The sequence below is a fragment of the Kitasatospora sp. MBT63 genome, from assembly GCF_000710465.2.
GTDB lineage: Bacteria > Actinomycetota > Actinomycetes > Streptomycetales > Streptomycetaceae > Kitasatospora.
This window is the reverse complement of the sequence record NZ_JAIZ01000201.1, coordinates 1-6,315: the sequence shown is the minus strand read 5'-3', so window position 1 is coordinate 6,315 and position 6,315 is coordinate 1. Positions and strand designations below refer to the sequence as shown.

Here is a 6,315-nt window from a genome sequence, read left to right as displayed (position 1 = left end):
TGGCCCGCCGGCACGCCTTCCCCGCCCGCCGCCCGGTCCACGGACGGCCCGCGACGGCGCGGCGCTGATGTCGGACGGCCCCGGGCGCTACCGGGGCTTCGAGCCGTGCGGCCGGAGCCCCGTACCGGTGCCCGAGCCGGTGCCCCGATGAGCTGCTGGGGGCCGCGCTGGATCAGTCGTCCGGGCGCGTCGAGAGCAGGGCCTCGCAGATGGCGCGGTGCTCCGGGTACCGGGTCGCGATCGCGGGCAGCACCGCTCTCATCTCCGCGGCGCCGGGCAGGGGGTACGCCTCGTGGTGAAGGGCCAGGTGCAGCCGGACGGTGTCGTCCGCCCGCCGCACCCAGCCGTTCAGCGTGTGCCGCATCGAGGCCCCGTTGTCGGTACCGGACCAGGTCGCGACGTTCAGGAACGTGCTCGCCCGCGCGACCGTGGTGCGCCCCGCGTGCACGGCGGCGGCGACGATCTCGGCGATGTCGTCCGCGCCGTGGGCGGTGATCAGGTCCTCCACGGCATCGAAGAGCTCGTCCGGGAGCTCGCCGGAGCCGTCCTCGGGGACCGGTACCGCACACAGCCGGGCCAGCGCCGGCTCCCATGTCGACATGACGACCTGTCGTCCTACCAGTGGGAGGGGCGGCCGAGCCCGTCCGGCAGCCTGGTCGAGGCGTCGCCGCGGGCGGTGTTGAGCTGGCCCTGGGTGAGGAAGACGCTCCCGGTCAGGTCGGCACCCCGCAGATCGGTGTCGCGCAGGTCGGCGCCGATCAGGTCGGCGCCCCGCAGGTCCGCGCCGCGCAGGTCGGCGCCGATCAGGTAGGCCCCGCGCAGGTTGGCCCCGCGCAGGTCCGCGCCCTTCAGCCGGGCGCCGATCAGGTCGGCCCCGCGGCGGTCCTTCTTGCGCCCGGGGTGCCCGGCCCGGACGAGCTCGCTGGTGCGCAGCAGCAGGGTGTTGACCTCGGCCCGCTGGGCGGCGACGTCCAGGTCGAGCAGCGTGTCGGCGTCCTGCGCGGCCAGCCGTTCGGTCTCCGTCAGGGCGAGTCGCAGCTGCGGGTGCACGGCGCGGGCGGCCGGCAGGGCGAGCGCCTGGGTCAGGTACCAGAGCAGCTCGTGCAACTGCCGCATGACCGGGAGCACCTTGAACATCTGCTGCGCGGTGCCGGGTGCCCGGCGCCAGTCCTGCCCGCCGAAGGTCGCCTGCGAGACCCGCTGACCGGCACCGAAGCAGTCGTAGCCGGTGCAGCCCGCGAAGCCGCTGGGCCGCAGCCTGGTGTGGATGCCGCAGCGGAAGTCCTGCTGGAGGTTGGGGCAGGGCTGCCCGGCGTCCTTGTCGATCGCGAAGTCCGCGGAGGCGGTGAAGGCCAGCGCGACGCAGCAGAGCCCGAAGCAGTTCCCGCAGTCGGACTGCAGCACGGTGAGGCCGCCGACGGGGGCGGGGCCGGCGGACGGGTGGTTCTCGGACAAGACGCGTGCTCTCCCGTGTGGTCGGTGCGGGCCGGACACCCCCGGCGCTCCGGGGGTACAGGAGGGAGCGGCGGCGCCGTGCCCCGTTCCCCCGTACGGCTGCCCCGGGCGGAGCCGGAGGCGCACCCTAGTCTTCCAGACGCCCCGGCCCGGTCCGCACCCTGAGCCACCCCAAGATTGAACGCGTTCAAAAGCTCTGGCAGGATGGGCGCGGGGGAGGTCGCCGGGCCCGTACGAGGGCCGGCGGCCGCTGCGGTGCGCGCCCCCTCCTTCAGGTTTTCGCCGGCAACGGAGAGCGCCACATGATCATCATCTATCTCGTCTGGCTGGCCGTCGGCCTCGCCGTCGTCATCGGCCCGGCGGCCTTCCTCGGGTACGGCTTCGCGCTGGTCACCGCAGGGCGGCTGGCGCAGCGGGTGCGGGTGACGCTGCTCCCGCTGCTCGCGGCGGCCCTGGCGGGCGTCTGGGCCGGGCCGATCGGGGCGGGGAACATCTGGTGGGCCGTCCCGGCCGCCCTCTCCCTCGCCGCGACGCTCATCGCGGGCTTCACCACCCTCGCGCACGAGGCCGACGCCCGGCGCGACGCGCAGTACCTGACGGCCGTCCGGTCCGGCTGGTACCCGCCGCAGGCCTACCGGTGACGCCCGGTCGGACGGCGCCGCCGGCGACCCCCGCGTGGCGCGGCCCGGCGGCGCGGACCCGGGTGGCGGCGGCCGTCGCGGCGGCGCTCACGGTGGCGGCGGGACTCGGCGTACGGGCCCTGGCCGACGGCGAGCCGGCCAAGGCCGCGGGCGATGCGCTGTACACCGTGCTGGTCGGCGCCCTGACCGTGCTGGCCGCACCGAGGGCCCGGGCGGCGACGGCGGCCGGGCTCGCCCTGGCGTTCAGCTGGACCGTGGAGTTCCTCCAGCTCACCGACGTGCCGGCGGACCTGTCCCGGCGCAGTACGGCCGCGCGGCTGATCCTCGGCTCGAACTTCAACCCGCCGGACCTGCTCTGGTACGCGGTCGGTGCGGCCGCCGTGTGGGCCGCCCGTTCGGCCTGGCGCGGCCGGGAGTGACGGCCGTCCGTCCGCGGCCGGACGCCGAACGGCCCGGACGGCGAACGGCCCGGCCGGGGTGCCGGCCGGGCGCGGTGGAGCGGTGGGGGCGTCGTCAGCAGACGAAGTCCGGCGAGTTCGACCAGAAGGTGAGGAACGACCAGGTCTGGGCGCCGATCACCCCGTCGACGGTGATCTTGGCGCAGGTCTGGAACCGCCTGGTCGCCGCCTCGGTGACCGGACCGAAGTCCCCGTCCAGGACCAGGTCGGTCGCGGTCAGCGAGGTGTTGAGGTAGCACTGCGCCTGTTTCACGGCGTCACCCTTGGAGCCCTGCTTGAGGACCGGGCGGGCGTCGGTGATGGTGCAGCGCTGGGTGAGTGTTGCGTCCGTCATGGGTGCATCCTTCGGATGGTCACGGGCCGGAGCGGTCCGGCCGGAGCGTGGACGTGCCGGACACCGGTGCGGGGTCCGGAGGCCGGCGACAGACCGGGACGGGCGCTGAGACCAGTGCGCCCCGGCTGTGCGGCCTTCCCAGGGAAGCATGCGAACGAACCTTGTGCAGTGCGGTGGATGGGCCGTTCCGCCGGTGGTGCGAGGGCCGGTCCGGGGGCGGAACCGGCGGGGCTCCCGCCACTGTCGGACCGTCCTGGCAGGATGGCGGCATGGAACGAGTGCTGGGAATCGGCGGGTACTTCCTGCGGGCCGCGGACCCGGAGGCGCTGGGTGCGTGGTACCGCGACAGCCTGGGCCTGGACGCGGACGAGCACGGCCTGTGGCAGCAGGGGGCCGGGCCGACGGTCTTCGCCACCTTCGAGTCCGGCACGGACTACTTCGGGTCCCGCGAGCAGCGGGTCATGCTGAACTTCCGGGTCCGCGACCTGGACGCGATGCTCGCCCAGCTGCGCGCCAAGGGGGCGGACGTGGCCGGGGAGACCCAGGAGATGGCGGGCGTCGGGCGGTTCGGCTGGGTCACCGACCCCGAGGGCAACCGGATCGAGCTCTGGCAGGCCGGCTGACGGCCGCCGCCCGCGGGCGACGACCCGGGCGCCGACGTCGGCCGACCCGGGCCCTCGGGCGAGGCGCCGGGGTGGAATGTCCTGATTCGGATATTTTTCGGTTCTACGCGGCAGCCGCCACCCCGGGAGAGCCATGCCTTCGAACCACGCCGTCCGCCAGGTCACCGCCCGGCAGGTGCTGCGGAACCCGCGGATCTGGGTGCTCCCCGCCGTGATCGTCGGCCTGGTGTCGCTGCTGCTCTCGCTGGTCTACATGGGCGGCATCCTCAACCCCCGCGGCGATCTGCACCGCCTCCCGATCGGCCTGGTCAACGCCGACCAGGGCGCGGTCGTGGCCGGACAGCCGACCAACCTGGGCGCCACCGTCGTCGCGGGCATCGCCGCCGCCCCCGACCCGCGGGCGCAGATCGCCTGGCGGCAGCTGGACGAGTCCGCCGCGATGGACCAGCTGGCCTCCGGGAAGCTGTACTCCGTCCTGACGGTCCGGCAGGGCTTCACGGCGGCCGTCTCCGCGCTCCCGGCCGCCGGCCAGCCGGAGGTGGCCCGGCCCACCATGACGGTGTTCACCAATCCCGGCGCCGGCAGCCTGGCCTCCTCGCTGGCCACCTCGATCGCCCAGGCGGCCGCCCACAGCGCCTCGCTGGAACTCGGCCGCAACCTCACCGCCCGCCTCCCGGCCGAGGGCGCGTCGGCCACCAACGCCGCCCGGCTCCAGCTGTCCGACCCGGTGACCGTCGACACCGCCGTCGGCCATCCGATCGGCACCCACAGCGGGCTCGGCCTGACCGCGTTCTACTACACCCTGCTGCTGGTGCTGGCCGGGTTCCTGGGCGGCAACGTGATCGCCAACGGCGTGGACGTGGCGCTCGGCTACGCGGCCAGCGAGCTCGGGCCGTGGCGGCGCCAGCTGCCGACCGTCCCGATCAGCCGGACCCAGACCCTCGCGATCACCTGCACCATGTCGGTGGTGCTGTCGCTGCTGACCTCCAGTCTGATCATGCTGGCCTGCGTGGCGATCCTGGGGATGGACGCCTCCCACCTCCCACTGCTGTGGATCTTCTCGGTCTGCGCCACCGCCGCGGTCGGCCTCGGCGTACAGGCGCTGCTGGCCGCGTTCGGCGGGATCGGACAGCTGGTCAGCATGTTCGTGTTCATCGCGCTCTCGCTGCCCTCCTCCGGAGCCACCGTCCCGCTCCAGGCGCTGCCGGACTTCTACCGGGTGCTGTCCTGGTTCGAGCCGATGCGCCAGCTCACCGACGGTGTCCGGGCGATCCTGTACTTCGACGCGCGGGCGGACGCGGGCCTGAACCGGGCCTGGATGATGATCGGGGTGGGAACGGTGCTGGCGCTCGCGTTCGGCTTCGCGATGACCACCTACTACGACCGCAAGGGACTGCACCGGATCGTGCCCGAGCACCTGCGCGAGCCGCAGCCGTCCGCCTGAGCCCGTCCTGCTGGGCCCGTCCTGCCCGCCCCGGCCGCGGCGCCCTTGCCCGGGCCGGGACCACTGGCTATCTTGACGGCTCGGATCCGACCGGGCGGGGAGCGGCGATGACGGGCTGGACGAGGCGCACGGCCACCGAGATCGCGGAGGGCGTCCGCAGCGGCCGGGTGACGCCCCGTGACGTGGTGGCCGACCATCTGGCGCTGATCGAGCGGCTCGACCCGCAGATCGGCGCGTTCCGCAAGGTGCTGGCCGCGCGGGCGCTGCGGGAGGCGCAGGCGCTGGCCGGGCGGGCCGACCTCGGCACGCTGCCGCTGGCCGGGGTGCCGGTCGCGGTCAAGGACAACCTGGCCGTCGAGGGCGAGGCGACCCGCAACGGCTCGGCGGCCACCCCCGACACCCCGGCCGCCGCCGACCACGAGACGGTCCGCAGGCTGCGCGCGGCCGGCGCGGTGGTGGTCGGCCTGACCAACGTCCCCGAACTGTGCGTCTTCGGCACCACCGACGGCGTTCACGGCACCACCCGCAGCCCCTGGGACCTCTCGCGCAGCGCCGGCGGCTCCTCCGGCGGCAGCGCCGCCGCCGTGGCCGCCGGCCTGGTACCGATCGCGCTCGGCAACGACGGCATGGGCTCGATCCGGATCCCGTCCGCCAACTGCGGGGTCCTCGGCCTCAAGCCGGGAGCCGGTCGGGTGCCCGCCGGGCTGGGCGTCGACGGCTGGTCCGGGATGGCCGAGAACGGCCCGATCGCCACCTGCGCCGCCGACGCGGCGCTGCTCCTCGCCGTCCTGGCCGGTGAGTCGGCCACCTCGCCGGTCACCCCGCCCGCCGACCCCGGGCCGCTGCGGATCGCCCTGTCCGTCCGGTCCAGCTCGCCGGGCATCCCGGTCGACGCCGCCTGCGCGGCCGCCGTCCGCGACACCGGACGCCACCTGGCGGCGGCCGGTCACCGGGTGGCCGACGCCGAACTGCCCTACCCGGCCTGGCTGGGCGCCGCCTCGGTGGCCAACTGGCTGGCCGGTACCGCCGCCGACGCCCGTTCCCTGGACCCCGCGCTGCTGGCGCCGCGCCCCCGCCGGCACGCCGCCCTCGGCCGGGCGGTGGCCCGGGCCGGACTGGTCGGTCCGGGGCCGCGCGAGCGCTGGCAGGCGCTGCTCGAGGGATTCTTCGCCCACCACGACGTGGTGATCACCCCGGCCCTGGCCCACCCCGCGCCGCCCGCGGAGCCCTGGCACACCAGGGGCTGGACCGCCAACCTGCTGTCCAACGTCCGCTACGCGCCGTTCAGCCACCCCTGGAACCTGGCCCGCTGGCCGGCGCTGGTGCTGCCGGTGCACAGCCCGGCGGCGCGGCGCGGCCT

At 75.2% G+C, this 6,315-nt stretch carries 8 protein-coding genes; 5 read left to right on the top strand and 3 right to left on the bottom strand.

Going from position 1 to position 6,315, the window contains the following annotated elements; all coding sequences use genetic code 11:
- Positions 1–172: 172 nt before the first annotated feature.
- Both AA75_RS14045 and AA75_RS14040 read right to left on the bottom strand, forming a co-directional pair.
- A complete protein-coding gene (locus tag AA75_RS14045) occupies positions 173–601 on the bottom strand; it encodes a hypothetical protein (RefSeq protein WP_033820315.1) in 429 nt (142 codons plus the stop codon).
- A gap of 14 nt (positions 602–615) precedes the next feature.
- A complete protein-coding gene (locus AA75_RS14040) occupies positions 616–1,455 on the bottom strand; it encodes a pentapeptide repeat-containing protein (protein WP_051812337.1) in 840 nt (279 codons plus the stop codon).
- A gap of 302 nt (positions 1,456–1,757) precedes the next feature.
- Between AA75_RS14040 and AA75_RS14035 the strand changes: the two genes are divergently transcribed.
- Together AA75_RS14035 and AA75_RS14030 are read left to right on the top strand one after the other, a co-directional pair.
- On the top strand, positions 1,758–2,096 hold the full coding sequence (locus tag AA75_RS14035; protein ID WP_033820314.1) for a hypothetical protein: 339 nt from the start codon (positions 1,758–1,760) through the stop codon (positions 2,094–2,096).
- A 62-nt stretch (positions 2,097–2,158) separates the two neighbouring features.
- The gene (locus AA75_RS14030) at positions 2,159–2,515 is read left to right on the top strand and encodes a DUF2809 domain-containing protein (protein WP_033820313.1); all 357 of its coding nucleotides are present in this window, start codon (positions 2,159–2,161) and stop codon (positions 2,513–2,515) included.
- 94 nt (positions 2,516–2,609) lie between these two features.
- On the opposite strand, the gene AA75_RS14025 is transcribed toward AA75_RS14030, so the two are convergent.
- Complete coding sequence (locus AA75_RS14025; RefSeq protein ID WP_051812333.1) at positions 2,610–2,888, bottom strand: peptidoglycan-binding protein; 279 nt, start codon at positions 2,886–2,888, stop codon at positions 2,610–2,612.
- Positions 2,889–3,157: 269 nt separating this feature from the next.
- On the opposite strand from AA75_RS14025, the gene AA75_RS14020 reads away from it, so the two are divergent.
- From AA75_RS14020 to AA75_RS14010, 3 genes are all read left to right on the top strand, one after another.
- Complete coding sequence (locus AA75_RS14020; protein WP_033820312.1) at positions 3,158–3,511, top strand: VOC family protein; 354 nt, start codon at positions 3,158–3,160, stop codon at positions 3,509–3,511.
- Positions 3,512–3,644: 133 nt separating this feature from the next.
- The gene (locus AA75_RS14015; RefSeq protein ID WP_033820311.1) at positions 3,645–4,955 is read left to right on the top strand and encodes a DUF3533 domain-containing protein; all 1,311 of its coding nucleotides are present in this window, start codon (positions 3,645–3,647) and stop codon (positions 4,953–4,955) included.
- A 107-nt stretch (positions 4,956–5,062) separates the two neighbouring features.
- Positions 5,063–6,315 (top strand): amidase (locus AA75_RS14010; protein ID WP_033820310.1); only part of this gene is annotated, 1,253 nt, incomplete at its 3' end.

Excerpts from the sequence above, each read along its gene's own strand:
- AA75_RS14045 (WP_033820315.1), bottom strand. The coding sequence starts at position 601 with ATGTCGACATGGGAGCCGGCGCTGGCCCGGCTGTGTGCGGTACCGGTC.
- AA75_RS14020 (WP_033820312.1), top strand. The coding sequence starts at position 3,158 with ATGGAACGAGTGCTGGGAATCGGCGGGTACTTCCTGCGGGCCGCGGAC.
- AA75_RS14025 (WP_051812333.1), bottom strand. The coding sequence starts at position 2,888 with ATGACGGACGCAACACTCACCCAGCGCTGCACCATCACCGACGCCCGC.
- AA75_RS14015 (WP_033820311.1), top strand. The coding sequence starts at position 3,645 with ATGCCTTCGAACCACGCCGTCCGCCAGGTCACCGCCCGGCAGGTGCTG.
- AA75_RS14035 (WP_033820314.1), top strand. The coding sequence starts at position 1,758 with ATGATCATCATCTATCTCGTCTGGCTGGCCGTCGGCCTCGCCGTCGTC.